This is a genomic window from Nonomuraea sp. NPDC003214, from assembly GCF_053590035.1.
In genome coordinates this window covers 208,591-234,934 of record NZ_JBSFSX010000003.1, presented here as the reverse complement: position 1 = coordinate 234,934, position 26,344 = coordinate 208,591, and the positions used below count along the sequence as shown (strand labels likewise).

Sequence of the window (26,344 nt, the reverse complement as noted above, 5' to 3'; positions counted from 1 at the left end):
GAGCTCGTGCGTCAACCTTGCATCACCGGCTGACGAGAGGGAGCGATGGTGAGCCGTCCGGACGCGCGCACACTGATCGACACGGTCCTCGACGGGGGCTCGTGGAAGTCGTGGGACGCGCCTCCCGCCGACCCGGCCGAGCCGGGCTCCTCCTACGCCGAGGAGCTGGCCGCGGCCCGGGTCAAATCCGGCTACGACGAGGCCGTGCTGACCGGCGAAGGGCTGCTCGGCGGGCGCCGCGTGGCCGTCGTGGCGTCGGAGTTCTCGTTCATGGCCGGGTCGATCGGCGTGGCGGCCGCCGAGCGGATCGTCGCCGCCGTCGAGCGGGCCACCCGCGAACGGCTGCCGCTGCTGGCCGCGCCCGCCTCGGGCGGCACCCGCATGCAGGAGGGCGCGACCGCGTTCGTCCAGATGGTCAAGATCACCGCGGCGGTGCAGCAGTTGCGCGCGGCGGGCCTGCCGTTCGTCGTCTACCTGCGCCACCCGACGACCGGCGGCGTGTTCGCCTCCTGGGGCTCGCTCGGGCACGTGACGGCGGCCGAGCCGGGCGCGCTCATCGGGTTCCTCGGGCCGAGGGTGTTCGAGTCGCTGCACGGCTACCCGTTCCCGGCGGGCGTGCAGGTGGCGGAGAACCTGTTCGAGCACGGCCTCATCGATGCCGTCGTCGCCGCCGAGGACGCCCGCGAGATCGCGATCAGGGCGCTGTCGGTGCTGTCGGCCGAGCGCCGCGGCCTCGACCCCGGCCCCGCCCCCGAGGAGGACCTGCGGCCCGTCGAGGCGTGGGAGGCCATCACCCGCTCCCGCCGCGACGACCGGCCCGGCGTGCGGGCGCTGCTCAAGCTCGCCGCCACCGACGTGACCCCGCTCAGCGGCAGCGGCGAGGGCGAGAACGAGCCCGGCCTGGTGCTGGCCCTGGCCAGGTTCGGCGACGCCCCGGTCGTGCTGCTCGGCCAGGACCGCCAGCACCAGCGCGCCCGCTCACCCCTCGGCCCCGCCGGGCTGCGGGTCGCCAGGCGCGGCATGCGGCTGGCCGCCGAGCTGGGGCTGCCCCTGGTCACCGTCATCGACACGGCCGGCGCGGCGCTGTCGAAGTCCGCCGAGGAAGGCGGCCTGTCCGGCGAGATCGCCCGCTGCCTGGCCGAGCTGGTCATGCTCGACGCGCCCACCGTCTGCCTGCTGCTCGGCGAGGGCGCCGGCGGCGCCGCGCTGGCCCTGCTGCCCGCCGACCGGGTGCTGTGCGCGCAGCACGCCTGGCTGTCGCCGCTGCCGCCCGAGGGCGCCTCGGCCATCCTCTACCGCAGCGTCGACTTCGCCCCCGAGATCGCCCAGGCGCAGCGGGTGCGCGCCACCGACCTGCGCCGCGACGGCATCGTCGACCGCGTCGTCCCCGAGCTGCCCGACGCCGCCTACGAGCCGCGCGCCTTCTGCGAGCGCGTCGGCCGCGCGCTGGAGCACGAGATCGCCGGCCTGCTCGCCCAGCCACCCGCCGACCGGCTCGCCGCCCGGCTGGCCCGCTACCGCCACCTGGGCGGCTGAGTCACGGCACCGGGACGCGCTCGACGCGGATGGAGACGACCTCCTCGCGCGGCACCACGACCTCGTAGGCGCCGTGATCGACCATCCAGTAGCCCAGCGCCTCGGCCTTCATCCCGCTGTGGCCGGTGTAGGCGATGTGCAGGCCGTCCTCGTCCTCGTCCAGGACGATGCACGGCTCGCCGCCGAACGCGCCCACGGTGCGCACCAGCACCAGCCACTCCAGCTCCGTACGCGCCACCGTGCGCCGCCAGTAGCCGGAGGCCGCCTCGAACCCGTCGAGCTCCTCCTCGCTGAACAGCACCACCTGCTCGTCCGGACCCAGCGCGGCAGGCAGCGTGCGCTCGCCGAAGCGGGCCACGAACCCGGAGGCGACAGGGATGAGCTCGTCGTTCATGCGGCCGGCCGCCACGTGAGACCGTCGTACTCGGCGAAGGGCCGTTCGCCCTCGGCGGTGACGTGCACGATGCTCGCGCCCGCCGGGATCGGCATCGGCGTCGTGTGGAACTGCGGCACCACGTGCTCGCGCGAGGTGGTGAACCCGTTGCCGGCGAACGGCGGCGCGTCACTCCAGTCGCCGCCCATGTGCGGGCCGTAGGGCACCGCGTAGGTGTCGACGTCGCGTGCCTGCCAGCGCATCACGTAGAGCTCGGGCACGCCGGCCGTCAGCTCCGAGCCGTCGAACGACAGGTCGAGGCCGTAGTAGAGCTGCTCGGGCGTGGTCAGCCTGGCGCAGTCCTGCACCCGGTAGACGAAGCCGGAGATGACCGTGCGTTTACCCGCCAGATAGGGCACCAGCAGACGCGGCGGGACCACCTTCTGCATCTGCGTTCCGCTCATGATGACCACTTTACGGTCGCTCGACCCCGAGCACCCGATGTTCAAGGCATGGCAAGGTCGCGCGGGCGGCCGCGGTGGCCTCCGGATCGAGCTCCACGACCTGCACGCCCGGCGGCGTGCCCAGGTCGGCGCGGACCACGCCCAGCGGGTCGACCAGCATGCTGCGGCCCACGCCGTAGCCGTCGCCGGACTCGGCGGGGTTGGGCGCCTGGCCGACGGCGGCGGTCCACATGGTGTTCTCCAGCGCGCGGGCGCGCACCAGCGTGACCCAGTGGTCCTCCTTGAGCGGCCCCGACCCCCACGCGGCGATCACCGCGAACAGCTCGGCGCCCCGGTCGACCAGCGCCCTGGTCAGCTCGGGGAAGCGGATGTCGTAACAGGTGACGAGCCCCACGCGGAGCCCGGCGAGCTCGACGACCACCGGCTCGGCGCCCGGCGCGACCAGCTCCGACTCCTTGGCGCCGAACGAGTCGAACAGGTGGATCTTGCGGTAGGCGGCGCGGATCCCGCCGTCGGCGCCGATCGCGACGGCGGTGTTGCGCACCCGGCCGTCGCCCGGCTCGAACACCCCGGCGATCACCGCGAGGCCGTGCCGCCGCGCCGCCTCGGCCAGGCCGGTCACGAACGGCCCGTCGAGCGGCTCGGCCAGCTCGGTGATCCGCCTGCCGTAGCGGGTGAGCGTGGCCTCGGGGAAGATCGCCAGGTCGGCGCCCTCCGCCTTGGCGAGGGCGTCGCGGACTCGTGTCAGGTTGGCCGCCGGGTCAGGAGACACCGGGATCTGGCAGAGGGCGATTCTCGTCACGGCCCGACTCTAACTTGTTGGGCACGTACCGGAACCAGGTGAGGCACCGCCAGATCCACTCCAGCGGCCCGTAACGGAAGCGGGCCAGCCACCACCGGCTGAACAGCCCCTGGACGAGCAGCGTCACCGCCGTCAGCCCGAGCACCGACCAACGGGTCGGGTCGGTCGCGAGCAGCGGCGCGGCCAGCACGATCACCACCGTGCCGCTCACATAGTTGGTCAGCGCCATTTTGCCCAGCGGCTCCAGCGCCGCCGACAGCCACGGCCGCAGCACCAGCAGCAGCCCCGTCACGTACGCCGACGCCCCGGCGACCGCGCCCGCCAGGTAGAGCGACCAGTCGCCGGTGGAGTTCCAGGCGGCGGTCAGGAACACGACGGCGAGCACGCTCACCACGAACCCCGGCGCCAGCAGCCGCCGCGACGGCCGCAGCCGCATCAGCCCCATGCCGATCAGGAACGCCGCCGGGATCAGCAGCGGCCCGTTGGAGACGAACGGCGGCGCGTCCTCGATGCCCAGGTAGCCGCCGCCCGACATGACGCTCCACGCCAGCAGCGCCACCCCGAGCAGCAGCGGGATCAGCCCGCCCGGCAGGAACGAGGCGGGCAGCAGCACCAGCGCCCCGAAGAACGCGTAGTCGGTCAGCACCTCGCCCGGGTACCACAGGTGCTGGACCAGCCCGAACCCCATCAGCCACGCCAGCCGCCGGGCCAGCGCCCACCGGTCGGACCCGCGCAGGAACAGCACGAAGCTGATGCCGAACAGCAGCGAGAAGATCGGGTAGAAGCGGCTCTGGAAGAACGTGTCGACCACCTGGTCGATGCCCGTCTGCGGCTCGTGCGGCGCGTGCTGCCAGGTGTTGACCAGCATGATCCCGCCCACCGCGAACCCGCGGAGGGCGTCGAGCTCACGGATGCGTGCGACGCTGCCCAAGTGAATCACCCTACGGGTAATAGTGTGAGGCTGTGACGGAACCACTTGTCTCCCGGATGCGCTCCTTCGGCACGACGATCTTCGCGGAAATGAGCGCGCTCGCCACCCGCACCGGCGCGATCAACCTGGGCCAGGGCTTCCCCGACACCGACGGCCCGGCCGCCATGCTCGACCGGGCCGTGCACGCGATCCGCTCGGGCGCCAACCAGTACCCGCCGGGCCCCGGCGTGATGGAGCTGCGCCAGGCCGTCTCCGAGCACCGCCGCGAGCACTACGGCCTGTCCTACGACCCGGCCGGCGAGGTGCTCGTCACCGTCGGCGCCACCGAGGCGATCGCCGCCGCCGTCCTGGCGCTGTGCGAGCCCGGTGACGAGGTCATCGCGTTCGAGCCGTACTACGACTCCTACGCGGCCTCGATCGCGCTCGCCCAGGCCCGCCTCGTCGGCGTCACGCTGCGGCCCGTGGCCGGCCGCTTCACGTTCGACCCCGCCGAACTGCGCGCCGCCGTCACCTCCCGCACCCGGGCGATCCTCGTCAACTCCCCGCACAACCCCACCGGCACCGTGCTCACCCGCGACGAGCTGACCGTCATCGCCGATCTGTGCCGCGAGCACGACCTGATCGCCATCACCGACGAGGTGTACGAGCACCTCACGTTCGACGGCGTCGAGCACGTGCCCCTGGCCACGCTGCCCGGCATGCGCGAGCGCACCGTGATGATCTCCTCGGCGGGCAAGACGTTCTCCGTCACCGGCTGGAAGACCGGCTGGGTGTGCGCGCCCGCGCCGCTCGTGACCGCCGTGCAGTCGGTCAAGCAGTTCCTCACCTTCACCGCGGGCGCGCCCTGGCAGGTCGCCGTCGCCTACGGGCTGCGGCACGAGGGCGCCTGGGTGGCCGCGCTGCGCGACTCCCTCCAGGACAAGCGCGACCGGCTGATGGAGGGCCTGGCGGCGGCCGGGTTCGAGGTGTTCGGGCCGGCCGGGACGTACTTCGTGCAGACCGACATCCGGCCGCTCGGCTTCACCGACGGGCTCGCCTTCACCCAGCGGCTGCCCGAGCTCGCCGGCGTGGTCGCCATCCCCACGCAGGTCTTCTACGAGCACCCCGAGCGCGGCCGGCACTTCGTCAGGTTCGCCTTCTGCAAGAAGGACGAGGTCATCGACGAGGCCGTGACCCGGCTCAAGCGCCTGTCGGCCTGAGCCGGGCCGGCCCGGCCGGTCTCCTCAGCCCTCGTCGACCCCGTCAGCCCTGGCCGTCCGCCGCCAGGTCAACGATCGCCGCCACCGGCCCGCCGCCCGACGGGCCCTGGTGCACGGCCGCCACCGACACGAACACCGCCGGATCGCCCGTGACGGCCGCGGCCACCCCGCCCACCGCGGCCTTGATCTGGCGGTGCCAGTGCACGTCGGAGTCGTCCAGCATGATGTTGCGCCGCCCCCGCACCCGCCCCGACGGGTCGGCCTCGCACTTCATGAACACGTTCACCAGCCGCCCGCCCAGGTCGGAGTGGTGCGGCCGGTCCGGCAGCGCCAGGCCGGCGTCGCGGATCGCCGCCCAGATGCCGTCGGCGTCCAGCGCGTCGCGCATCACCGCGTGCCCCGCCCGATAGCGACCGCCGATGCCGCGCACGTTGCCCACCAGCACGATCTGCGCCCGGTCCAGCTCCACCCCCGACGAGCACGACGCCACCGACGAGTAGAGCGACAGGTCCTTGTGGATCTGCTCCGCCGACGGCATCGCGATCTCCCCGAGCGCCACCGCCACCCCCAGCGCCGTGGTCGAGTTGGACAGGTCCATCGACGGGCCCGTCTCCTCGATCGCGGTGTCCTGGCCACGCTCCCGCGCCTCGGTGATCGTCGCCAGCGTCAGCAGCGGCGTCTTCGTCTGCACGTAGTGGACGTCACGCGGATCGTCGATGCCGGCGAGCTTCATCGCCTCACGCACCCCCGCGGCCACCTTCTCCACCATGGCGGGCCTGCCGATGTCCTCCGGCAGGATCACCTCGCTCATCGCCACCCCGACCGACACGCGCGGCTCGTCCGACGGCACCGCCCGCGCCGGGTCGAGCGTCGCGAAGATCGTGGCGTGCGGGCTCAGCACCCCGTCGGTGCCGCCCGACCACACCAGCGGCACGCTCTCCGGCGCCGGATGCCCCCGCGACGCCAGCACCTCACGGAAGGCGCGGTCGGCCAGGATGCGCGTGTAGTCGTTCACGCCGCCGTTGCCCTCGGTCTTGCCCACCACGGCCAGCACCCGGTGCGCCTCGATCACCCCGTCGTCGATGAGCCGCGCCAGCCCCGACGCGTCGGTCACGCTCTCGATCGGCACCTTGCGCACTTCGATCGGATCCGGCATCCGCCCGCCCCTTCCCGCCACGTCGATCGGCATACCCAGCCTGACGCTAGTGACGCCGCCGCACGGCCACACCGGCAATGTGTGCCAGTAGGGTCCAGGTGTGATTCGTGAAACCGTCGCCAACGGGATCAAGCTGACGTACCGCGAAGAAGGCGACCCGGCCGCGCCGGCGCTCGTGCTCCTGCACGGGCGGACCGCCGACCACAACGACTGGAACGGCATCACCCAGCACCTCGCCCGGCGCCACCACGTGCTCGTACCCGACCTGCGCGGCCACGGCGCCAGCGACCGGCCCGGCACGTACGCCATCCCCGACATGGCCGAGGACGTCGCCGGCCTGCTCGAAGCCCTCGGCATCGACCGCGCCGTCGTCGTCGGCCACTCCCTCGGCGGCATGGTCGCCTACCACCTGGCCATGAACCACCCCGGCCGCGTCACCCGCCTCGTCATCGAGGACTCCGCCGCCCCCGAGCCCATGCACGGCCGCGCGCCGCTCGTGGAGGACGACTCCACCGGCTTCGACTGGCGCATGATGCACGACACCGAACGGCAGTTCCTCGACCCCGACCCGGCCTGGCTCGCCGGGCTCGCCCGGATCACCGCCCCGACGCTCGTCATCTCCGGCGGCGCCGCCAGCCCCTTCCGCGCCGACCGCCTCGCCGCCCGCATCCCCGGCGCCGCCCTCGTCACCATCGAAGCCGGCCACCTCGTCCACGTCACCAACCCCAAGGCCTTCAAAACGGCCCTGGACACCTTCCTCTCTGCCTGACTCCGTCCCCTGCAAGCGCCCCACCCCGTCGAGGGATCCCGCCCTCCAGCCCACCCCGACCCCGGGCCCGTACGCACCACCAGCCCACCGAACGCCCGCCGCTCACCCTGGGGAGCACTACACCCCCCTCTCGGGGGTGCCTTTGGGCTGGTGCGGCGGCTCCACGGGCGTGCTGCGGCGGCTCCGGGGTCGCGGACGTGGCGCTCGGGCAGTGCCCCGGACGGCGGCCCCCGGCAGGCGCTCCCCTTTCGGGGTCAGCCCGGCGTGTTGCGGAGGGGCGGTGCCGTGGAGGCCGGACGGGGTCAGGTGAGGCAGGCGCGGAAGACGGCGGTGAGCCGTTGGACGACCTTGTCGCGGGGCGTCGTCGTGGCCGGGCCGAAGAGCTGGCGGAACTGGCCGCTGCCCATGACGATCGCCGTGGCGATCGTGGCGCGCAGCTCGGCGTCCTCGCCCGGCAGGCGGTCGACGAGCGGCTCCAGGATGGCGGTGCGGACCCGGTCCTTGGTGATGCTGCGGATCTCGGGACTGGACCCGGACCGGGTGAGCGTGGCGAGCACCGGGCTGTCGGCCTCGGAGCCGAGCCGGTCGGCGACGTACTCGGCGAGCCGCACGGCCAGGTCGTCGCCTTCGTCGAGCACGCCGGGGAAGCGCCCCTGCTGGGCCAGCACCTCGGCGAACAGCTCCCGCTTCGACCCGAAATATCGGTTGATGAGCGCGACGTTGGCGTTCGCCTCGGCGGCGAGCATGCGCATGGTCACCTCGTCGTAGCCGTGCTCGGCGAACAGCCGGCGGGCCGCGTCGAGGATGCGCCGCCGGGTGCCCTCCCGGCTCCTTGGTTCCACGATGACGACAATAGGGGGCCCGCCAAGCGCCCCAGGCCAACGCGACGCGGGAATACTGGCCGTTATCGCCCGCCTTGGACTGTGTGACCGTAATGTCATAAAGATCCGTCAGGGTGGGAAGGGTGGGTACGAAGCTCGGCGATCACATGCGGGAGCGGCTGCGGACGTTCGGGCTGACGGCTCCCTCGATCGCGCAGTCCGCCGTAGGCTCGGCCGTGGCGTGGATGATCGCCACGCAGTTCCTCGGGCACACGCGTCCCTTCTTCGCCCCGATCGCGGTGCTCATCAGCGTCGGCATCGGCCTCGGCCAGCGGCTGCGCCGGGTGGCCGAACTCGTCGTGGGCGTCAGCCTCGGCGTCGGCGTCGGCGACCTGCTCGTGGCCTGGATCGGCTCCGGCCCCTGGCAGATCGCCCTCGTGGTGGCGCTGGCCATGGCGACCGCCGTGCTGCTCGACAGCGGCGCGCTGTTCGCCGCGCAGGCCGCATCCTCGGCCGTGCTGGTCGCGGCGGTGGTGCCCGGCGACGACATGGGCGGCTTCGACCGCATGCTCGACGCGCTCACCGGCGGCGTCGTCGGCCTGGCCGCCGTGGCGCTCATGCCCGCCAGCCCGCTGACGATCGCGGCCAAACACGCCTCCGGGGTGCTCGACGCGCTGTCCACGGCGCTGGAGCAGGCGGCGGTGGCGATCGAGAAGCGCGACGCCGACCTGGCCGCCGAGGCGCTGGAGGAGGCGCGCGGCACCCAGGCGGCGGTGGAGGAGTTCGAGCAGGCGCTGCAGACCAGCAAGGAGATCATCATGATCTCCCCGATGCACTGGCACCGCCGCGCCAGGCTCGCCCGGTACGAGACGGCCGCCGAGCCCGTCGACCACGCGCTCAGGAACGCCCGCGTGCTGGCCCGCCGCACCCTGGCCGCGCTCGGCGAGTACCCGCCGCCCCCGCCCGCGCTGGCCGACTCGCTCCGTGAGGTGTCGGAGGCGGCGCTGCTGCTGCAACTGGAGCTGGGCGCGGGCCGCGAGCCCGTGCTGGCCAGGCAGGCGCTGCTGGCCGTCGCCACCCGCCAGCGCCCCGAACGCCTGGGCTTCTCCGCCGACGTGATCGTGGCCCAGCTCCGCTCGATCGTGGTCGACCTGCTCCGGGCGACGGGCACCGGCGAGGAGGAGTCGACGGCCGCCCTGCCCCCCGTGAACGTCCCACCCCGCCCCTGACCCTCCCGTCCCTCCCTGACCCGTCACTCCTCGCCCCGTCCCGTCCCTGACCCGTCACTCCCTGCCCCGTCTCACGGCCGCACGTCATGGGGTCGTCGTACGGGATCGGCGGCGTGAGCCTGGTGGGCGGGGCGGGAGGGGGCGCGGGTAGTCTCGGACGCTGTGCCGAGCATTCCGCAACCCCTCGACCCCGACGACGACGGCGGCGTCGCGCCCGCCGTGGCCGCCGCGCTGGACGACTACCAGCGGGGTGCGGCGGGCCCCGACCGGGTGCTCAACGCGCTCACCGGCGCCCGCCTCCTGGTGCCCGTCGTGGCCCTGCTCACCGAGTCCGAGGTGGGCGAGCACGGCCTGCGGCAGGAGAAGGAGAGCGAGATGGCCCTGCCCAAGCTCGTCGGTAAGGACGGCAGGCAGGCGGTGCTGGCGTTCACCGGCACGGAGGCGCTGATCAGGTGGCGTCCCGACGCCCGGCCTATCCAGGCGAGCACGCTGCAGGTGTGCCGGGCGGCCGTGGGGGAGGAGGCGGCCGCGGTGGTCGTGGACGTGGCGGGCCCGGTGCCGTTCGTGATCGAGGGTGACGTGCTGCGGGCGCTGGCCGCCGTCGAGTCCGGCACGCTAGACCAGCTCCCCGGCGTGACCGTCGCCCGCGTCGAGCCGGTCGCCCGACGCCGCTGGTTCCGCCGCCGCACGAACTGAGCCCGTACGAACTGCTCCAGCAGGACGGGCGCCAGCACGAAGGTCGAGAGGACGACGGCGGTCCTGGTGAATTGGTCCCCGCCCATCTGGAAATCGTCCGACGGCCGGGCCCGCGCCCGCAATAGTGTCGGGCCGTGCTCGCACTGCTGGGGGTGCTCGGCCTCGTCGCCGGTCGCTACGTCAGGACCCTGGCCGGCGCCTTCGCCCCCGACCCCGCCGACCATCGGGCCGAGGCCCGCGCCGCGCTGCGCGCCCTCGTGCGCACCGTCCCGGTCCCGGCCTGGCCGCCGCTGCCCGAGGTGGTCACCGCCGTCGTGACCGTGCTCGTCGCCTGGCGGGCCGGCCTGCCGTACGTGTACGCGGCGGTGGCGGGGACGGCGCTGGCCTTCGTCGACTGGCGCACCAGCCGCCTGCCGGACGTGATCACGCTGCCGTCGTACCCGATCCTGGCGCTGGCGCTGCTGCCCACCGGTGAGCTGCCCAGGGCGCTGCTCGGCGGCCTCGCGCTGGCCGCCGCGTACGGCGTGCTCTGGTTCGTCAGGCCGGCCGACCTGGGGCTGGGCGACGTCAAGCTGGCCGGGCTGATCGGCCTGGCGTGCGGGGCGCTCGGCTGGCAGGCGTGGGCCGTCGCGGCGCTGGGCGGGCAGTTCCTGGGCGCCCTGTACGCGGTCGTCCTGCTGGCCACCCGGCGCGCGACACGCGCGACCCAGTTCCCGTTCGGGCCGTTCATGCTGCTCGGCGCCCTGGCCGGGCTCTGTCTCGGTGGATGAACGCCGGACATCCCACTGGGCCGCGCATGGAAGACTTGGAGGCATGTTGCGCTGGTTGACTGCCGGAGAGTCTCACGGCCCCGAGCTCGTTGCCATTCTGGAAGGCCTGCCCGCCGGGGTCGAGGTGACCACGGCCGCCATCGACGAGGCGCTGCGCCGGCGCCGCCTCGGCTACGGGCGCGGCGCTCGCATGAAGTTCGAGCAGGACGAGGTGACGATCGTGGGCGGGGTGCGGCACGGCCGCACCATGGGCAGCCCCGTCGCCGTCCGCATCGGCAACACCGAGTGGCCCAAATGGGAGAAGGTCATGTCGGCCGACCCGGTCGACCCGGCGGAGCTGGAGGGCCTGGCGCGCAACGCGCCGCGCTCGCGGCCCCGGCCGGGCCACGCCGACCTGGCCGGCATGCAGAAGTACGGGTTCGACGACGCCCGCCAGGTGCTCGACCGGGCCAGCGCCCGCGAGACGGCGGCCCGCGTCGCGCTCGGCGAGGTGGCCAGGCGCTTCCTCAAGCAGGCGCTCGGCGTCGACATCGTCAGCCACGTCACCTCGATCGGCGACGCCGTCACGCCGGCCGACGAGCTGCCCGGCCCCCATGACCTGGCCCGCGTCGATGCCGACCCGGTCCGCTGCGCCGACCCGGCGGGCAGCGCCGCCATGGTCGAGGTGATCGACCGGGCGCACAAGGACGGCGACACGCTGGGCGGCGTCGTCGAGGTGCTGGCCTACGGCCTGCCGCCCGGCCTGGGCAGCTACACGCACTGGGACCGGCGCCTCGACTCGCGGCTGGCCGGCGCCCTCATGGGCATCCAGGCGATCAAGGGCGTGGCCGTCGGCGACGGCTTCGAGACCGCCCGCAGGCCCGGCTCGCGGGCCCACGACGAGATCGCCTACAGCACGGGCGACGGCGTGCGGCGCGTCACCAACCGGGCGGGCGGCGTCGAGGGCGGCATGACCAACGGCGAGATCCTGCGCGTCAGCGCCGCGATGAAGCCCATCTCGACCGTGCCCAGGGCGCTGGCCACGATCGACGTCAAGACGGGCGAGGCCGCCAAGGCCCACCACGAGCGCTCCGACGTGTGCGCGGTCCCGGCGGCGGGCATCGTCGCCGAGGCGATGGTGGCGCTGGTGCTGGCCGACGCCGCGTTGGAGAAGTTCGGCGGCGACTCCGTGGAGGAAGTCGCCCGCAACCTGTCCGGCTACCTCTCATCCATGGTGATCAAATGACCAAGGCCGTGCTGATCGGCCCGCCCGGGTCGGGCAAGACCACTCTCGGCCGCCTCCTCGCCGAGCGGCTCGGCGTCGCCTTCCGCGACACCGACGCCGACGTCGAGGCCGTCGCGGGCAAGCCCGTCAGCGAGATCTTCATCGACGACGGCGAAGAGCGCTTCCGCGAGCTGGAGCACGAGGCGGTGCGGCGGGCGCTGGCCGAGCACGACGGCGTCCTGTCGCTCGGTGGCGGCGCCGTGCTGCACGAGGAGACGCAGGCCCTGCTCGCCGGTCACCCGGTCGTCTACCTTCAGGTCGGCCTGGCCGACGCGGTGCAGCGGGTCGGCCTCGCCTCGGCCAGGCCGCTGCTCGTGCTCAACCCGCGCAGCCAGCTCAAGCGGCTGATGGAGGAGCGCCGGCCCGTCTACGAGCGGCTGGCCGTGCTGACCGTCGACACCGGCGGGCGTGAGCCCGACGAGCTGGCCGACGAGATCCTGAAGGGCCTGGGGGCATGAGCGTGACGCGGATCGCCGTGCGCGGCGACAGCCCGTACGAGGTCGTCGTCGGCACGGGCGTGCTCGGCGAGCTGCCGGGGCTGTTCAGGCCCGGGGTGCGCACGGTGGCGGTGATCCACCCGGAGAGCCTGCCGGAGATCTCGCGGCCGGTGTGCGCGGCGCTGTCCGACGCCGGGTTCGACGTGGTCGCGCTGCCGGTGCCCGACGGCGAGCAGGCCAAGAGCGTCGAGGTGGCCGCCCAGCTCTGGTCGGCGCTCGGCCGCCACGGCGTCACCCGTTCCGACGCGGTCGTCGGCGTGGGCGGCGGCGCGACCACCGACCTGGCCGGGTTCGTGGCCGGGACGTGGCTGCGCGGCGTGCAGGTCGTGCTCGTCCCCACCACGCTGCTGGCGATGGTCGACGCGGCCGTCGGCGGCAAGAACGGCATCGACACCCCCGAGGGCAAGAACCTGGTCGGCACCTTCCTGCCTCCGGCGGGCGTGCTGTGCGACCTGGCGACGCTGCCCAGCATGCCGCGCGCCGACTACGTGGCCGGCCTCGCCGAGATCATCAAGGGCGGCTTCATCGCCGACCCGCGGATTCTCGAGCTCGTCGAGGACGACCCCGACGCCGCCACCAGGCCCGAGGGCCGCCACACCCGCGAGCTGATCGAGCGCAAGATCCAGGTCAAGGCCGACGTGGTCGGCGCGGATCTGCGCGAGGCCGGGCTGCGCGAGATCCTCAACTACGGCCACACGCTCGCCCACGCGATCGAGCGCGCGGAGAGCTACCGGATGCGCCACGGCGAGGCGGTCGCCATCGGCATGGTGTTCGCCGCCGAGCTGTCCCGGCTCGACGGCCGCGTCGGGCCCGACATGGTCGAGCGCACCCGCGCCATCCTGACGTCGGTCGGCCTGCCCACCGCCTACCCGGCCGACGCCTGGCCGAGGCTGCGCGACCACATGCGCCTCGACAAGAAGAACCGCGGCGCCAAGCAGCGCTTCGTCGTGCTCGACGGCCTGGCCCGGCCCGGCCGGCTGGTGGACCCGCCCGAGGAGCTTTTGGAAGCCGCCTACTGTGCCGTCGCGCGTGTCACCGGGCATTAACGTGTGTGGGCCACTACAGTCGTGGCCCACGCCGCGGCACGACGAAAAAGCGGAGATGAACAGCAGGTCATGAGGCATTACGGCTCCTTCGTGGCGCTCGGTGACAGTTTCACCGAGGGCTTGAACGACCCCGGCACCAACGGCCACTACCGAGGCTGGGCCGACCGGGTCGCAGAACGGCTCGCACAGGACGATCCGTCGTTCCGCTACGCCAACCTGGCGGTGCGCGGCAGGCTGCTCGACCAGATCGTCACCGAGCAGGTCCCCGCGGCCGTGCAGATGGCTCCTGACCTGGTCAGCCTCTGCGCCGGCGGCAACGACCTGCTGCGGCCGGGCAGCGACCCCGACGTGATGGCCAAGCGGCTGGCGGGAGCGGTGCGCGAGCTGCGATCCTGCGGCGCCGACGTGCTGCTGTTCACCGGTGTCGACCCGCGTGACATGCCGCTGATGCGGCGGCTGCGCGGCCGCTTCGCTGTCTTCTACCTGCACGTGCGCTCGATCGCCGACCTCTACGGCTGCCACCTGGTGGACCAGTGGTCGATGCAGGGCCTGCGCGACTGGCGGGCGTGGAGCGAGGACCGCCTCCACATGAACGCCGACGGTCACCGGCTGGTGGCCGCCCGCGTGCTCGACATCCTCGGCGTCCCGTTCGACGACTGGCACAAGTCGTGGCCGGAGCGGGCCGTGGATCCGCGCGCCCGCCGCAAGGAGGACGCCCAGTGGATGCGCGAGCACCTGGTGCCGTGGGTGTCGCGCCGCCTGCGCGGCGTCTCCTCGGGCGACGGGCTCGCGCCCAAGCGGCCGGAGCTGTCGGTCTGGTCCTGACCGCCCGCCCGCTCACCTGACGATCCCGTACGGCATCCGTACGGGATCGTGTCATTCGGCGGCGAGCCGCTTGAGGGCCGCGCGCGGGACGGCGGGGTCGGTCGTGCGCCAGAACGGCGGGAGCGAGCCCAGCAGGAAGCCGCTGTAGCGGGCGGTGGCCAGCCGGGGGTCGAGGACGGCGATGACGCCCTTGTCGTCCTGGGAGCGCAGCAGGCGGCCGGTGCCCTGGGCGAGCAGGAGCGCGGCGTGGGTGGCGGCCACGGTCATGAAGCCGTTGCCGCCGCGGGCGGCCACGTGGCGCTGCCGGGCCGAGGTGAGCGGGTCGTCGGGGCGCGGGAACGGGACGCGGTCGATGATGACCAGCCGCAGCGACGGGCCGGGCACGTCGACGCCCTGCCAGAGCGACAGCGTGCCGAACAGGCAGGTCCTCTCGTCCTCGGCGAACTGCTTGACCAGCAGCATGGTCGAGTCGTCGCCCTGGCACAGCAGCGGCACGTCCAGGCGCTCGCGCAGCGCCTCGGTGGCGGCCTTGGCGGCCCGCATGGAGGAGAACAGGCCGAGCGTGCGCCCGCCCGCGGCCTCGATCAGCTCGGTGATCTCGTCGAGGTAGGCCTGGGGGAGGCCGTCGCGGCCGGGCTGGGGCAGGTGCTTGGCGACGTAGAGGATGCCGGCGCGCGGGTGGTCGAACGGCGAGCCGACGTCCATGCCCTGCCAGCCCTTGTCGCCCAGCCCCCACTGCCGGGCCATGCCGTCGAACGTGCCGCCGAGCGCCAGCGTGGCGGAGGTGAGCACCACGGTGCGGTCGCCGAACAGCTTGTCGCGCAGCATGCCGCCCACGTTGAGCGGGGCGACGCGCAGCATCGGCGGGCGGCGGTCGGTGCCGGCCTCCAGCCACACGACCTCGGCCCGGTCGGCCTCGGAGGCGTGGCCGTAGGCCTCCAGCATGCGCACGGCCGTGTCGTGGACCTCGTCGAGCGCGGTGAAGGCGGCCTTGCGCTGCCCGGCGCGGTCGGGGTCGTCCTTGTCGCCGCCGCGCGGGCCGAGCGCGGTCAGGCAGCGGGCGGCGCTGTCGCGCACCAGCGCGAGCGTCAGGCCGAGCACCTCGGGCAGCTCGTCCACGCGGCCGGGCGGGGCGGCGGCCAGCAGCGCCTTGAGGTCTTCGCCGGCCTCCAGGAGCTGGTCGGCGATGGGCTGCTCGATGAGGCGGCCCACCCGGCGCACGGCCAGCGACACCGAGCTCTCCGACAGCTCGCTCGTCACCACCGAGGTGACCCGGTCGACCAGCTCGTGGGCCTCGTCGACGACGACGAGGTCGTGCTCGGGCAGCACCGGCAGGTCGCCCATGGCGTCGATGGCCAGCAGCGCGTGGTTGGTGACGACGACGTCGACCTCGCCGGCCCGCGCCCTGGCCAGCTCGGCGAAGCACTCGGCGCCGCTGGGGCAGCGGGTGGCGCCCAGGCACTCCTGGGCGCTGACGGAGAACTGCCGCCAGGCCTGCTCGCTCACGCCGGGCACCAGCTCGTCGCGGTCGCCGGTCTCGGTCTCGTCGGCCCACTCCTGGATGCGCTGGACCATGCGGCCGGTCGCGCTGACCTCGCGCGGGTCGAACAGCTGGTCCTGCTCGTCGTCCTCGGGCCAGCCGGCGGTGGCCTTGTAGCGGCACAGGTAGTTGCGGCGGCCCTTGAGGATGGCGAACGTCGGCTCGTGCGGCAGCTCCTTGGCCAGCGCCTCGGCCAGCCGGGGCAGGTCGCGGTCGACGAGCTGGCGCTGCAGCGCGATCGTGGCCGTGGAGACGACCACGGGGGTGTCGGTGTCCATGGCGTGCCGGATCGAGGGCACCAGGTAGGCCAGGGACTTGCCGGTGCCGGTGCCCGCCTGGACGGCCAGGTGCTCCTCGGCGTCGATGGCCTGTTGCACGGCCTTGACCATGCTGATCTGGCCGTGGCGTTCGCTCCCTCCGAGAGCGTCGACCGCGATGCTGAGCAGTGAGTCCGCTGACGGGAGATGGGAGTCCGGCACGGCAGTAAACGCTACCCGCATTCCGAGGTCGCCGCGCCGAACGCGGTGTGATCGGCCATACGCATCCCGGCGTTCGCGGGCCCGTCCGCCGTCGCCCGTGGCACACTGGCCGTCGGTGCTCCAACTGGTCGTGGAGTGACCTGCGGGGGTGTCGGTGGAGATGGTTTTGTAGGCTTCTCCGGGGTTGAGTGGACGTATTAGGGCTGGATGTGCAGGATGTCTGCCATGTCGGAAGTTGTCCCGTTGCCGTCGTTCGGCGAAGTGTTCTTCGATGCCCGAGGCCAGGAGCGGTGCCTCCGTGTCACCTGGCACGAGGGCACGCTGGTGCTCAGCCTGTGGCGGGGGGAGATGTGCACGGCGAGCTTCCGCATGCCGATGGACGACGTCGGCCGGCTGCTCGACACCCTCGACGACGGCTTCGCCGAGGCCACCGGTGAGCAGCCCGCCGTGCCCGCCCAGGACCCCGGGACCGAGGTGATCCCCGGCACCGGGACCTACCACCGGCCGCCGCAGACCGGCCAGCACCAGCCGGCCCCCGACGACCGGCCGGCCGCCTCGCTGTCGCCCAACGACGTGCTCGTGGCCCGGGGCAACCCGGCCCACCAGGACAAGCTCGTCGCCTCCTACGGCGACACCCGCGAGCAGCAGCGCCAGCCCTTCTCCGGCCCGCAGTACAGCGACCCGCTGACCGGCCCGGCCCCCGCCGAGCCGTTCACCGGCCCGCAGTACACCGACAGCGGCTACCACGACCCGCTGTCCGGCCCCCACTTCACGCAGGACCAGCAGCCCTTCACCGGCCCCCAGTACGCCGAGGAGTCGCCTACCGCCTCCACCGGGCCCGTCTACCAGCTGCCCGGCGACCGCCCGTCGCCCCTGTCGACCGACCCGCTCGGCTTCCCGTCCCAGGCCAGTACTCCGTACCAGAGCGACTCCTACCAGGCCGGGTCCTACCAGAACGAGCCGTACCACTCGGGTGAGACCTACCGGCAGCCCGACCCGTACCCGCAGCACCAGGCCGACCCCTACGCGGGCCGGCAGGCCCCCAGCCGCCCCCAGCCGCCCGTACAGGCCGCCGCCGGGCTCGGCACCCCGATGCACGGCATCCCGGGCGCGGGCCGCCGCCAGGACCCCTTCCAGGACCGCGCGTACGGCCAGGAGCCGTCCTACGGCCAGGACCCGGGCTACGGGCAGAGCGGCGGTTACGGGCAGGACCCCGGCTACGGGCAGGGCGGCGGTTACGGGCAGGACCGGGCCGACGGGCGCACGCCGCCCAACCCGGTCGACCCGCTGCTCGCCCTCGGCAAGCAGGCCGAGCCGTACCACCCGCAGGACTCCGACATGACCCGCCCGTACGTCGGCGACCCGATGTTCTCCACCGGCGAGCGGCTGCGCCCCGAGCAGCAGCCGTACGACGATCGCGGCGAACGCCGCGAATGGTGATCGCCACTCACTAGCGGCGTTTCCTACACTTGGCCCGACAAATTGGGCGCCATATGTGGAGGAGCCGCCGGTGAACCCGTCGACTGGCCTGCAACTGCTGCTGCTGGCCGGAGGCGCCGTCGCGCTCGCGGCCGTGGCCCGGCGCAAGGGCTGGCCCGCGCCGCTACTGCTGGTCGCGGCCGGGCTGCTCGTCTCGCCGCTGGTCCCGGCGGTGCGGCTGGACCCGGAGCTGGTGCTCTACGTGTTCCTGCCGCCGCTGCTCTACTCGGCCGCGTTCGACAGCTCCTACCTGCGGCTGCGTGACGCCCGGGGCCCGGTGGCGCTGCTGTCGGTCGGCCTCGTGCTGTTCACCACGGTCGTGGTGGGCCTGGTCGTGCACCTCATGCTGCCCGCCGTGCCGCTGGCGGCGGCGTTCGCGCTCGGCGCCGTCATCGCGCCGCCCGACGCGGTCGCGGCCGTGGCCGTCGGCAGGCGGCTCGGGCTGCCGCGCCGGACGCTGACCATCCTCATCGGCGAGAGCCTGTTCAACGACGCCACCGCGCTGACCGCCTACCGGGTGGCGATCGCGGCGGCCGTCGGCGGCAGCATCGACCTGCTGGAGGGCGGCTGGCAGTTCCTCGTGGCCGCCGCCGGGGGCGTGCTGATCGGGCTGGCGCTGGCGTACGCGTTCGCCTGGCTGTTCCGCCACACCCGCGACTCGCTGGTCGAGAACACGCTGATGCTGCTCATTCCGTTCGCCGCCTACCTGGCGGCCGAGAGCGTGCACGCCTCCGGGGTGATCGCCGTCGTGATCGTGGGGCTCCACCTGGGCAACCAGATGCACCTGCGCGGGTTCGGCACCCGGCTGGTGTCGGACTCGGTGTGGAAGGTCAGCGACTTCTTCCTGGAGACGATCGTCTTCGCGCTGATCGGGCTGCAGCTCGTCACCGTGGTCGAGGGCATCGTCGGCTACAGCCCGTGGGAGGTCGCGCTCTACGCGCTCGTGGTGTTCCTGGTGACGGTCGCGGTGCGGTTCGCCTGGGTGTTCGCCGCCGCCCACCTGCCGCGCCTGTTCAGGCGAGGGTACGAGGCGCCCTCGCCGCAGCAGCTCACGATCGTCGGCTGGGCGGGCATGCGGGGCGTGGTCTCGCTGGCCGCCGCGCTGCTCATCCCCGACATCCCGGACCGCGAGATCCTGCTCTTCCTCACCTTCACCACCGTGATCAGCACCCTGCTCGTCCAGGGCCTGACGTTCCCGGCCCTGATCAGGCGGCTGCGCGTGTCGAGCGAGCAGGAGCTGTACGAGGACCGCCTCGCCGAGGCGTCGGCCCAGCAGGCGGCGCTGGAGGCCGGCCTGGCCGAGCTGGACCGCCTGGTCGCCGCCGAGGGCGAGCCGGACGAGATCCAGCGGCAGGTCATCGACCAGCTCAGGGAGAAGTCCTGGCGGCGCTCCCTGTCGGCCTGGGAGCGCCTGGGCGGCGGCACCGGCCACGGCGGCGCCGAGACGCCCAGCGCCCTCTACAGGCGGCTGCGCCGCGACATGCTCCAGGTCGAGCGGCAGGTGTTCGTCCGGCTGCGCGACGAGCGGCGGCTGGACGACGAGGTGCTGCGCGAGGTGATGGCCCAGCTCGACTTCGAGGAGGCCATCCTGGAGCGTTAGCCCATCGAGCTGTCGACGAAGCACCACCGCCACTTCTCGTTCGGCTCGAACGACTGCACCACCGGGTGGCCGGTGCCGTGGAAGTGCGCGGTCGCGTGCTTGCCGGGCGAGGAGTCGCAGCAGCCCACGTGGCCGCACTCCAGGCAGCGCCGCAGGTGCACCCAGCGGCCACCGGAGGCCAGGCACTCCTCGCAGCCCTCAGGAGTGCGCGCCTGCGGGTCGTCAGCCTGGGAAAGATGCTCACACATAGCCATGAACCGATCCTATTTCGGGCCGGACGGCCGCCGGATGCCGGGCGCCGTGCCGCCCCAACCGGCGGCCTGTTGGGTAGAGTCGAGATATGTCTCGCCCACGCAGCCGCTTCGTGCCCCTGCTCGCCTTCTCCGCGTTCGTGTTCGCCGCCGGATGCGGTGAGGTGAACGACACGATCGACCGGGCCCAGGCCTGTCTCGAAGCTCCCAAGATCGTCGGAGAGCTGACCGCGCAGCTCACCTCCCTGGCCAACGACCCGCAGGCCCTGGAGAAGGCCCTCGACAGCACTGCCACCAAGCTGGGCGAGGTCGCCGACGGCGCGGCCAACACCACGCTCAAGGAAGCCACCGACAAGCTGGCCGGCACGCTGTCCGGCATCAACGTCCAGAACGCCAACGACGCGGTCGACGCCGTCCAGAAGGTCGGCACCGACACGGCCGCCTATCTGGAGAAGGTCGCCACGGCCTGCACCGGAGGCTGAATCCCGGTTTCTCTAGGGAGAATAGGTACGAACTACCGTTTTTCTCATGGAGCCCGACCCGCGTTTCACCCTCGCCAACGAACGCACGTTCCTCACCTGGCTGAGCACCGCCCTGGCGCTGAGCGCGGGCGGCGTGGCCATCGCGGCGGTGCCCGCCGACGTGTTCGTCCCCTGGCTGCGCACGGTGCTCGCGGTCGTGCTCGTCACCCTGTCGGCGCTGGCCGCGGGCCTGGCCTACCCGCGCTGGCGCAACATCCAGCGCGCCCTGCGCGCCGAGGCGCCGCTCCCGCCGCCCGCGCTGGCCGCGGTCTTCGGCTACGGCGTCGCCGCCGTGGCCGTGCTCGCCCTCGTCCTCATCCTGCTCGCCGCGTGAGGGCCAAATCGCGCATGCCGTCCCGTCAGGCGTCGCGGGCAGGGAGGTGAGGTGAGATGTCGGAGGAGATCTGGGACCGAGGGCTGCAGAGCGAGCGGACGCGCCTGGCCTGGGTGCGCACCGCCGTGACGCTGGCCACCGGCGGCCTGGGCGCCACCGGGCTGGCCGCCCGCGCCGGGCTGCCCCTGCCCGCCCTGGCCGCCTTCGCGCTCGCCGCGCTGTGCGGGGCCGTCCTGCTCATCAGGACCCGCGTCCGCTTCCGCCGCGTCCAGCAGGCGCTGCACGGCGGCCGCCCGCTCGACAACGGCGCCGACGCGCTGCTCGCCTGGCTCGGCACCCTCGCCGTCGTCGCCGGCGCCCTGACCTTCGTCATCGCCGTTCGCTGACCCCGCTTGCGGGTACTCCGTCAGCAGGCGGACACTCGAAGTGAGGAGGTGACCTCCATGGACGAAGAGCGCAGGACCGTGCCCTTCGAGTGCCGGAGCTGCTGGCATGTCTGGGAAGAGGACTACCTCGTCCGGCACGTGCCGGGGCGGCACGGAGCCGAGAGCGAGGTGTGGATGCGCGGGGGAGTGGCGGTGCCGCCGCCCGCGCCGAGCGGCGTCGTCTGCCCGCGCTGTGGCTGCCAGGGGGCTGTCATGTTCCCCGACGGCTACCTCGCCCACCATCCGGAGCTGGTCGAGTCCGGCGAACCCGCGCCGCCCGACCCCACCCCGCTGCTGAGCCCGGTGCCCAAACGGTTCTATTGACTCCGTAACACGACAGAGGGTGAGCTTTCCCTAACGGAAGGTGTCACAAGGCCCATCTTGCCGGTGGTGTGAGCCGGGCGGACACTCGGTGCGGATGGCGGTCCGTTACCGGGGGGGGTGGTCCTGGTGCACGATGGTTTCGACACTCATCAGCTGTGGCCCTACGAGTGCCTGCGGTGCTGGCACGTATGGGAAGCGCGCTACACGGTCAGGCGGCTCGACGACGGGCAAGCTCACACCGTCGAGGTGTGGCTGAGCAACGGCGTCCCCGTGCAGCCTCCCTGGGCCGGGGCGTGCTGTCCAGGCTGTGGAGCGTTCCACGTGACCTCGTTCCCGCCGGGCTACCTCAGCCGGCACCCCGAGCTGGTCTCGGCGCCCGAACCGGCGCCGGTTCCGGCGCCCGCGCCCGTCGAGCCGCTGCCCGCGGTCACGTCCGCGCCCGCGATGCGGCCCCGGCGGCTGCTCCTCGGGCTCGGCGTGCCGGTGCTGCTGATCGCCGGGTACGAGCTCTACCGGGTGGTTCTCGCGGTCGCGCACACCAACTAGCGGCCGTGCCGACCAACTGGCGGCGTACGCCGGCCGGCCGGTGCCCTCCCGGCCGGCGTACGCCTGCCGGGAGGGGCGGGCCGCCTCAACGGAGAGGCGGCCCGGCGGAACGGAGTGGCGGCCCAACGGGACGGAGAGGCCGGGCGGTGCTCAGCTGAGGCTGTCGAGCCAGGCGCGGTGCAGGCTCGCGAACCGGCCGGAGGCGGCCACGAGCTGGCCGGGCGCGCCGTCCTCGACGATCTCGCCCCGCTCCATGACCAGGACCCGGTCGGCGATCTCCACCGTCGACAGCCGGTGCGCGATGATCAGCGCCGTGCGGTCGGCCAGGATCGTGCGCAGCGCCCGCTGGACGAGCCGCTCGCTCGGCACGTCCAGGCTGGACGTCGCCTCGTCCAGGATCAGCACGGCCGGATCGGCCAGGAACGCCCGCGCGAACGCGACGAGCTGCCGCTGCCCGGCCGACATGCGCCCGCCGCGCTTGCCGACCTCGGTCTCGTACCCGTCGGGCAGCGCCGAGATGAACTCGTGCGCCCCGATGGCCATGGCGGCCTCGCGCGCCTCGCGATCGGACGCGTCCGGCCTGCCGAACCTGATGTTCTCCATCACCGTGCCGCTGAACAGGAAGTTCTCCTGCGTCACCATGACCACGGCCCTGCGCAGCGTGGCCTCGTCCAGCGTGCGCAGGTCGACGCCGTCGAGCAGCACCCGCCCCGCCGTCGGGTCGTAGAAGCGGGAGATCAGCTTGGCCAGCGTGGTCTTGCCGGCCCCGGTCGAGCCGACCAGCGCCACGCTCTGCCCGGCGGGGATCGTCAGGTCGAGCCCCGGCAGGATCGGCATCTCCTCCACGTACGCGAACCGGACCCCCTCGAACCGCACCGCGCCCCGCGCCTCGGCCAGCGCGTGCGGCTCGCGCGGCTCGGGCACCGCGGGCTCCTCCTCCAGCACGCCGGACAGCTTCTCCAGCGCCGCGCTCGCCGACTGCAGCGTGTTGTAGAACTGGCTGATCTCCTGCATCGGCTCGTAGAAGCCGCGCAGGTAGAGCAGGAACGCGGTGAGCACGCCGACCGTCACCTCGCCGTGGAAGGCCAGGTAGCCGCCGTAGAACAGCACCACCGCCACGGTCACGTTGCCGATCAGCTTGATCCCCGGCATGAAGATCGCGATGAGCTTCATGGCCCGGACGTTGGCCTGCCGGTAGTCGTCGTTGAGCTGCTGGAAGATCTCCTGGTTGCGCGGCTCGCGGCGGAACGCCTGCACGGCGCGGATGCCGGTCATCGACTCCACGAAGTGCACGATGACCAGCGCCACCGTCTCGCGGGTGCGCCGGTAGACGAGCGCCGACTGCCGCCGGAACCAGCGCGTGAACAGCAGCAGCAGCGGCAGCGGCACCAGCGCCACCAGCCCGAGGTGCACGTCCAGGACCAGCAGCAGCGCCGCCGTGCCGAACATCGTCAGCACCGCCGTCACCAGCCCGTCGAAGCCCGACTGCAGCAGCTCGGCGATGGCCTCGATGTCGGAGGTGAGCCGGGAGATGACCCGCCCCGAGGTGTACTTCTCGTGGAAGCTCAGCGACAGCCGCTGGAAGTGGTCGAACACCCGGCGGCGCAGCTCCAGCAGGATGTCCTGGCCGATGCGGCCCGACAGCTTGAGGAACCACTGCCGGGTCACCGCCTGCGTGGCCGCCGCCGCCAGGATCACGCCGACGACGGTCAGCAGCGTGCCCGGTCCGGTGCCGCGCAGCATCGGCGGGATGCCCGCGTCGATGCCGACCTTCACCAGGTACGGGATCGCCAGCCCCGCCGCGTTCGAGACGACGATCACCGCGGTGAGCAGCGCGATCGCCTTGTGGTGGGGTTTCAGCAGGTCACCGAGGAGCTTGCGGGAGCGTGCCCGCAGCAGCCCGCTGACCTTGTCCGTCAGCTCGTCCTGGTCCTCCGAGGCGACCCCGCGCCAGGTCGTCGTCGCGGTCATCGCAGCGCTCCTTCGGACGGGTCGAGGTCGGCGTCCTGGGCCAGCAGCTCGCGGTAGGCCGGGACCTCGTCGAGCAGGTCCTGGTGACGGCCCACGTGCGTGATCGTGCCGCCGGACAGCAGCGCGACCTTGTCGGCCAGCAGCACCGTGGAGGCCCGGTGCGCGACCACGATGCCGGTCGCCTCGCGCAGCACCTCCCGCAGCGCCTCCTCCACCAGCGCCTCGGTCTCCACGTCGAGCGCGGACAGAGTGTCGTCCAGCACCAGGATGCGCGGCCTGCTCAGCACGGCCCGCGCCAGGGCCAGCCGCTGGCGCTGCCCGCCGGACAGCGACAGGCCCTGCTCGCCGATCCGCGTGTCGAGGCCCCACGGCAGGTCGTACACGAACATCGCCTGCGCGGTGCGGATCGCGGCGGCGAGCTCCTCCTCGGTGGCGTCGTGGCGGCCGAGCGTCAGGTTCTCGCGCACGCTCATCGAGAACAGCGTCGGCTCCTCGAACGCCGTGGCGACGATCGAGCGCAGCTCGGGCAGCGCCAGCTCGCGCACGTCGCGGCCGTCGATGGTGACCCGCCCGGCCGTGACGTCGAGCAGCCGCGGCACGAGCGCCGTCAGCGTCGTCTTGCCCGACCCGGTCGCGCCCACGATCGCGACGGTCTCGCCGGGCCGCACGTCCAGCCAGACGTCCCGCAGCACCGGCCGGTCGGCGCCGGGGAAGCGGAACTCCACGCCCTCCAGCCGCAGGTGGCCGCGCGGCCGCTCGATCGCCGCCTGCCCGCCCACGATGTCCGGGACGGTGTCCATGACCTCCAGCACGCGGTCGGCGGCGGTCATCGACTCCTGCGCCATCGCCAGGATGAAGCCGAGGCTCGCGATCGGCCACACGAGCTGCAGCACCAGCGTGGTGAACGCGAGCAGCGCGCCCAGCGTCAGCGCGCCCTGCCCGACCGCCAGCGCGCCCAGCAGCAGGACCAGCGCCAGCGTGAAGTTCGGGATCATCTCCAGGAACGTGAAGAACCGCGCCGACAGCCGCACCTTGCCCATCGAGGTGGCGTGCAGCTTGCGCGCGGACTCGTCGAACGTCTCGTACACGTGGTGGCGGCGGCCGAACGCCTTGATCGTCCGGACGCCGATCGCCGCCTCCTCGACGAACGTGGCCAGATCGCCCTGCTCGTCCTGCACCTGCCGGGAGATCTTGATGTAGCGCTTCTCGAACCGCAGCGACAGCAGCACGATCGGCACCGCCGAGCCGGCCACGAGCAGCCCCAGCGGCCAGTAGAGGTTGAGCAGCAGCACGGTCACGGTCACGAGCTGCAGGATGTTCATGACCAGGAACAGCATGCCGAAGCCGAGGAAGCGGCGGATCGTCGACAGGTCCGTGGTCACCCGTGACAGCAGCTGACCCGACTGCCACTCGCCGTGGAAGCTCATCGGCAGCCGCTGCAGGTGCGCGTACACGTCGTCGCGGATGCGCGTCTCCAGGCCGAGCACCGGCCCGGTCTGCGTCCACCGGCGCAGGAATGTGAGAAGCGCTTCGACGACGCCGAGCCCGAGCGCGATCAGCCCGAGCGTGAGCAGCGCGCCGGAGTCACCGGTGCGCACGGGTCCGTCGACGACCCGCTCGCCGACGAGGGGCAGCGTGATGCTGACGCCGATGCCGGCGATCGCGGTCAGCCAGATGAAGATCAGCTTGCCGACATAGGGGCGGAGATAGTGCCTCATCCGCCAGAGGGAGATGGATTCGAGCAGGGGACGGCCAGGGGAGCTCGTATCTGGAGGCATTCCTCCAAGGCTAGTACGGCCGATCAACCCATTTTCGGGCGGTGAGGAGGTCGTGGCGGGCATGGCAGGGTGGCGTGGCAGGGTGGTCCCATGAACGAGACAGACCTTCGTCACCTGCGCCGATGCGCCGAACTCGCCGCCGAGGCGCTGGCCGCCGGCGACGAGCCGTTCGGCTCCCTGCTCGTCTCGGCCGACGGCGCCGTCCTGCTGGAGGACCACAACCACGTTGTGGCCACCGGCGACCACACCCGCCACCCCGAGTTCGAGATCGCCCGCTGGGCGGCCGCCCACCTCACCCCCGCCGAACGCGCCGCCGCCACCGTCTACACCTCCGGCGAGCACTGCCCGATGTGCGCGGCCGCGCACGGCTGGGTGGGCCTGGGCCGGATCGTGTACGCGTCCTCGTCGGAGCAGCTCGGGCAGTGGCTCGCCGAGATGGGCGTCGCCGGGCCGCCGGTCCGGCCGCTCGGCATCCGGGAGGTCGTCCCGGACGCGGTGGTGGACGGCCCGGCCCCGGACCTGGCCCCCCAGATCCGCACCCTCCACCGCCGCTTCCACGGCCTGACTTGACCGGATTCCTTGACTAATACGGCGAAAAATAGCGATTATGTCCTGGTATTTATCGGGGTCCTCCCCATTTCAACTGGTCTCGGCTAGCATCGTGAATCACTCCGATATTTCCGGCGGGTGGCGGGGTGTGCCAGGTTGACATACCAGG

The 26,344-nt window shown here is 72.9% G+C and carries 28 protein-coding genes; 18 read left to right on the top strand and 10 right to left on the bottom strand.

Translation table 11 applies throughout. The annotated features are described in order from the left end of the window. The first annotated feature begins 45 nt into the window (after positions 1–45). On the top strand, positions 46–1,536 hold the full coding sequence (locus ACWDXC_RS10010) for a carboxyl transferase domain-containing protein (protein WP_219506642.1): 1,491 nt from the start codon (positions 46–48) through the stop codon (positions 1,534–1,536). 1 nt (position 1,537) lies between these two features. Here ACWDXC_RS10010 and ACWDXC_RS10005 read toward each other — a convergent pair whose 3' ends face one another. Genes ACWDXC_RS10005 through ACWDXC_RS09990 form a run of 4 tightly spaced genes read right to left on the bottom strand, consistent with a single transcriptional unit; the run spans position 1,538 to position 4,106 of the window. Next, a complete protein-coding gene (locus ACWDXC_RS10005; protein ID WP_219506640.1) occupies positions 1,538–1,930 on the bottom strand; it encodes a hypothetical protein in 393 nt (130 codons plus the stop codon). Next, positions 1,927–2,373 carry a hypothetical protein gene (locus tag ACWDXC_RS10000; protein WP_246645128.1) on the bottom strand — a complete coding sequence of 149 codons (447 nt, stop codon included), beginning with the start codon at positions 2,371–2,373 and terminating at the stop codon, positions 1,927–1,929. The genes ACWDXC_RS10005 and ACWDXC_RS10000 overlap by 4 nt, the downstream gene beginning before the upstream one ends. Before the next feature lie 10 nt (positions 2,374–2,383). Further along, entirely contained in the window at positions 2,384–3,175 is a 792-nt protein-coding gene (locus tag ACWDXC_RS09995) for a carbon-nitrogen hydrolase family protein (protein WP_219506638.1), read from the bottom strand. After that, the gene (locus ACWDXC_RS09990) at positions 3,135–4,106 is read right to left on the bottom strand and encodes a DUF418 domain-containing protein (RefSeq protein WP_449980162.1); all 972 of its coding nucleotides are present in this window, start codon (positions 4,104–4,106) and stop codon (positions 3,135–3,137) included. Before ACWDXC_RS09990 ends, ACWDXC_RS09995 begins: the two co-directional genes overlap by 41 nt. Before the next feature lie 32 nt (positions 4,107–4,138). On the opposite strand from ACWDXC_RS09990, the gene ACWDXC_RS09985 reads away from it, so the two are divergent. Then, on the top strand, positions 4,139–5,305 hold the full coding sequence (locus ACWDXC_RS09985; RefSeq protein WP_449980160.1) for a pyridoxal phosphate-dependent aminotransferase: 1,167 nt from the start codon (positions 4,139–4,141) through the stop codon (positions 5,303–5,305). A gap of 43 nt (positions 5,306–5,348) precedes the next feature. Here the strand turns inward: ACWDXC_RS09985 and bar are convergent, their stop codons facing one another. Beyond that, positions 5,349–6,461: a barbiturase gene (bar, locus tag ACWDXC_RS09980; RefSeq protein WP_449980157.1), complete on the bottom strand. Its 1,113-nt coding sequence runs from the start codon at positions 6,459–6,461 to the stop codon at positions 5,349–5,351. A gap of 100 nt (positions 6,462–6,561) precedes the next feature. On the opposite strand from bar, the gene ACWDXC_RS09975 reads away from it, so the two are divergent. Further along, positions 6,562–7,230 (top strand): alpha/beta fold hydrolase, encoded by a 669-nt coding sequence (locus tag ACWDXC_RS09975; protein ID WP_449980154.1) that lies wholly within the window; start codon positions 6,562–6,564, stop codon positions 7,228–7,230. Positions 7,231–7,532: 302 nt separating this feature from the next. Here ACWDXC_RS09975 and ACWDXC_RS09970 read toward each other — a convergent pair whose 3' ends face one another. Continuing rightward, positions 7,533–8,072, bottom strand: a complete 540-nt coding sequence (locus ACWDXC_RS09970; RefSeq protein ID WP_219506628.1) for a TetR/AcrR family transcriptional regulator — start codon at positions 8,070–8,072, stop codon at positions 7,533–7,535. 122 nt (positions 8,073–8,194) lie between these two features. On the opposite strand from ACWDXC_RS09970, the gene ACWDXC_RS09965 reads away from it, so the two are divergent. From ACWDXC_RS09965 to ACWDXC_RS09935, 7 genes are all read left to right on the top strand, one after another. Beyond that, positions 8,195–9,280, top strand: a complete 1,086-nt coding sequence (locus ACWDXC_RS09965; protein WP_219506626.1) for an FUSC family protein — start codon at positions 8,195–8,197, stop codon at positions 9,278–9,280. A gap of 162 nt (positions 9,281–9,442) precedes the next feature. Then, complete coding sequence (locus ACWDXC_RS09960) at positions 9,443–9,976, top strand: SseB family protein (RefSeq protein ID WP_449980151.1); 534 nt, start codon at positions 9,443–9,445, stop codon at positions 9,974–9,976. Between the two features lie 134 nt (positions 9,977–10,110). Beyond that, entirely contained in the window at positions 10,111–10,746 is a 636-nt protein-coding gene (locus tag ACWDXC_RS09955; RefSeq protein WP_449980148.1) for a prepilin peptidase, read from the top strand. A gap of 43 nt (positions 10,747–10,789) precedes the next feature. After that, positions 10,790–11,971 carry a chorismate synthase gene (gene aroC, locus ACWDXC_RS09950; RefSeq protein WP_449980146.1) on the top strand — a complete coding sequence of 394 codons (1,182 nt, stop codon included), beginning with the start codon at positions 10,790–10,792 and terminating at the stop codon, positions 11,969–11,971. Next, on the top strand, positions 11,968–12,468 hold the full coding sequence (locus ACWDXC_RS09945) for a shikimate kinase (protein WP_219506618.1): 501 nt from the start codon (positions 11,968–11,970) through the stop codon (positions 12,466–12,468). Before aroC ends, ACWDXC_RS09945 begins: the two co-directional genes overlap by 4 nt. Further along, positions 12,465–13,553 carry a 3-dehydroquinate synthase gene (gene aroB / locus ACWDXC_RS09940; RefSeq protein WP_449980144.1) on the top strand — a complete coding sequence of 363 codons (1,089 nt, stop codon included), beginning with the start codon at positions 12,465–12,467 and terminating at the stop codon, positions 13,551–13,553. The genes ACWDXC_RS09945 and aroB overlap by 4 nt, the downstream gene beginning before the upstream one ends. A 69-nt stretch (positions 13,554–13,622) precedes the next feature. Beyond that, entirely contained in the window at positions 13,623–14,378 is a 756-nt protein-coding gene (locus tag ACWDXC_RS09935) for an SGNH/GDSL hydrolase family protein (RefSeq protein ID WP_219506616.1), read from the top strand. 51 nt (positions 14,379–14,429) lie between these two features. On the opposite strand, the gene ACWDXC_RS09930 is transcribed toward ACWDXC_RS09935, so the two are convergent. Continuing rightward, positions 14,430–16,418: an ATP-dependent DNA helicase gene (locus tag ACWDXC_RS09930; protein ID WP_375072194.1), complete on the bottom strand. Its 1,989-nt coding sequence runs from the start codon at positions 16,416–16,418 to the stop codon at positions 14,430–14,432. Positions 16,419–16,622: 204 nt separating this feature from the next. Here ACWDXC_RS09930 and ACWDXC_RS09925 point away from each other — a divergent pair, with 204 nt between their 5' ends. Next, complete coding sequence (locus tag ACWDXC_RS09925) at positions 16,623–17,837, top strand: hypothetical protein (RefSeq protein WP_449980140.1); 1,215 nt, start codon at positions 16,623–16,625, stop codon at positions 17,835–17,837. Positions 17,838–17,907: 70 nt separating this feature from the next. Then, the gene (locus ACWDXC_RS09920; RefSeq protein WP_449980137.1) at positions 17,908–19,476 is read left to right on the top strand and encodes a Na+/H+ antiporter; all 1,569 of its coding nucleotides are present in this window, start codon (positions 17,908–17,910) and stop codon (positions 19,474–19,476) included. Here ACWDXC_RS09920 and ACWDXC_RS09915 read toward each other — a convergent pair. Next, a complete protein-coding gene (locus tag ACWDXC_RS09915) occupies positions 19,473–19,730 on the bottom strand; it encodes a ubiquitin carboxyl-terminal hydrolase 14 (RefSeq protein WP_219506612.1) in 258 nt (85 codons plus the stop codon). The two genes, ACWDXC_RS09920 and ACWDXC_RS09915, sit on opposite strands and share 4 nt — an antisense overlap. A gap of 86 nt (positions 19,731–19,816) precedes the next feature. Between ACWDXC_RS09915 and ACWDXC_RS09910 the strand changes: the two genes are divergently transcribed. The 5 genes from ACWDXC_RS09910 (at position 19,817) to ACWDXC_RS09890 (ending at position 21,877) form a co-directional block, all read left to right on the top strand. Continuing rightward, a complete protein-coding gene (locus ACWDXC_RS09910; RefSeq protein WP_449980133.1) occupies positions 19,817–20,209 on the top strand; it encodes a hypothetical protein in 393 nt (130 codons plus the stop codon). 46 nt (positions 20,210–20,255) lie between these two features. Then, the gene (locus ACWDXC_RS09905; protein WP_219506609.1) at positions 20,256–20,582 is read left to right on the top strand and encodes a YidH family protein; all 327 of its coding nucleotides are present in this window, start codon (positions 20,256–20,258) and stop codon (positions 20,580–20,582) included. 56 nt (positions 20,583–20,638) lie between these two features. After that, positions 20,639–20,968 carry a DUF202 domain-containing protein gene (locus tag ACWDXC_RS09900; protein WP_449980131.1) on the top strand — a complete coding sequence of 110 codons (330 nt, stop codon included), beginning with the start codon at positions 20,639–20,641 and terminating at the stop codon, positions 20,966–20,968. Positions 20,969–21,025: 57 nt separating this feature from the next. Continuing rightward, on the top strand, positions 21,026–21,331 hold the full coding sequence (locus tag ACWDXC_RS09895; protein ID WP_219506606.1) for a hypothetical protein: 306 nt from the start codon (positions 21,026–21,028) through the stop codon (positions 21,329–21,331). Positions 21,332–21,457: 126 nt separating this feature from the next. After that, positions 21,458–21,877 (top strand): hypothetical protein, encoded by a 420-nt coding sequence (locus ACWDXC_RS09890; RefSeq protein ID WP_449980129.1) that lies wholly within the window; start codon positions 21,458–21,460, stop codon positions 21,875–21,877. A 150-nt stretch (positions 21,878–22,027) separates the two neighbouring features. Here the strand turns inward: ACWDXC_RS09890 and ACWDXC_RS09885 are convergent, their stop codons facing one another. Together ACWDXC_RS09885 and ACWDXC_RS09880 are read right to left on the bottom strand one after the other, a co-directional pair. After that, positions 22,028–23,848, bottom strand: a complete 1,821-nt coding sequence (locus ACWDXC_RS09885) for an ABC transporter ATP-binding protein (RefSeq protein ID WP_219511381.1) — start codon at positions 23,846–23,848, stop codon at positions 22,028–22,030. Further along, positions 23,845–25,566, bottom strand: a complete 1,722-nt coding sequence (locus tag ACWDXC_RS09880) for an ABC transporter ATP-binding protein (RefSeq protein ID WP_449980127.1) — start codon at positions 25,564–25,566, stop codon at positions 23,845–23,847. The genes ACWDXC_RS09885 and ACWDXC_RS09880 overlap by 4 nt, the downstream gene beginning before the upstream one ends. Positions 25,567–25,716: 150 nt before the next feature. Between ACWDXC_RS09880 and ACWDXC_RS09875 the strand changes: the two genes are divergently transcribed. Continuing rightward, the gene (locus tag ACWDXC_RS09875) at positions 25,717–26,196 is read left to right on the top strand and encodes a nucleoside deaminase (RefSeq protein WP_357589427.1); all 480 of its coding nucleotides are present in this window, start codon (positions 25,717–25,719) and stop codon (positions 26,194–26,196) included. Positions 26,197–26,344: the final 148 nt, after the last annotated feature.